Origin of the sequence: Levilactobacillus lindianensis (assembly GCF_003946095.1) — a bacterium.
Taxonomy (GTDB): Bacteria; Bacillota; Bacilli; order Lactobacillales; family Lactobacillaceae; genus Levilactobacillus; species Levilactobacillus lindianensis.
Genome location: NZ_RHOD01000064.1, coordinates 1 through 1,189, shown reverse-complemented (window position 1 = coordinate 1,189; position 1,189 = coordinate 1). Strand labels below are relative to the sequence as shown.

2 protein-coding genes are annotated in these 1,189 nt (G+C 41.8%); one reads left to right on the top strand and one right to left on the bottom strand.

Annotated elements, in window-relative coordinates; genetic code table 11:
- Positions 1-258, bottom strand: a 258-nt coding sequence (locus EKM70_RS11550; protein ID WP_225416444.1) for a hypothetical protein, incomplete at its 3' end; no start/stop codon positions are given.
- Positions 259-647: 389 nt separating this feature from the next.
- Here EKM70_RS11550 and mobV point away from each other — a divergent pair.
- Positions 648-1,189 (top strand): MobV family relaxase (gene mobV, locus EKM70_RS11300; protein WP_164506388.1); only part of this gene is annotated, 542 nt, incomplete at its 3' end.

Below are 1,189 nucleotides of genomic sequence, written 5' to 3'. Positions count from 1 at the left end.
ATCAGTCAGTCGTTCTGCAGAACATGGGATTCCTGCACCAGAAGGATATGGAATAATCGAGGAATAGAAGATCAAAAAAATATTGAGATTATTTTTAAGTATGCCGCAATCGGGCGCGATTGTTGAATAAGTAAAATTAAGAGTGGCTACGGCTACTCTTTTTTTATTTGGCCAGAAGGAAAGATAAACGGGAAGTGTCAACGGTAAATGTCTGACTGGAGCAAAGCGGAAGGAATTTAAGGAGTTGATACGAGCCACTGATTTTCCACCCTCTCGGCATTGACAAAACTTTGTTTTGTCCTGCCAACCGGCGAGGGAGCCCCCTCAAAAAGTGAGGGGGTTGGGGGAGTTTTTTGGAGGGGGTCGAGGGGAAATTTTTCCCTCGTGGGTTTGGGCAAAGCCCATGGTTTTTTTACTTGATCTTGGGAATGAATTTGCAACCGTTGCGGAAAAGCGCAAAGGTGAAAATCTCATTTCTGTTACTAGGAAAAAGAAACGGCAGCAGCGGTTATTTTTTTGCTTTTGACTTTGGGAATCTGGCACAAGCCAGGTTCTTGCTTTGACCCTCGGAGAGCACACCTTTACGAATGTAAAGTATAGTGTGTTATACTTTACTTGGAAGATAACTCCGAAATGAGGTGCATACAATGAGTTTTGCAGTGGCTAGAATGACGAAATTAAAAGCTGATAATTTAGTCGGCATTGGCAATCATGACCAACGGAAAACGACTAATCACAGCAACGAAGATATTGATGTTTCCCGCTCCCACCTGAATTATGATTTGGTGGTTGGGCGCACTGATAATTTTAAAACGGATATTGAAGCCTATATCAACGAAAACAAAGCGAGTAAGCGGGCAGTTCGCAAAGACGCTGTTTTAGTCAATGAATGGATTCTAACCAGTGACAAAGATTTTTTTGAGCAATTAGACGAAGCCGAAACCCGCAAATATTTTGAAACAGCCAAACAATATTTTGCAGATAACTATGGTGACGAAAATATTCGCTATGCAGTTGTTCATATGGACGAGAAGACCCCTCACATGCATATGGGCATTGTGCCCTTTGATGATGATAAAAAGCTCTCAGCTAAGCGTATATTCAATCGTGAAGCCTTACAACGTATTCAAGAGGAATTCCCACAGTACCTCAAAGAAAATGGCTTTGATGTTGAACGTGGCAACAAAAA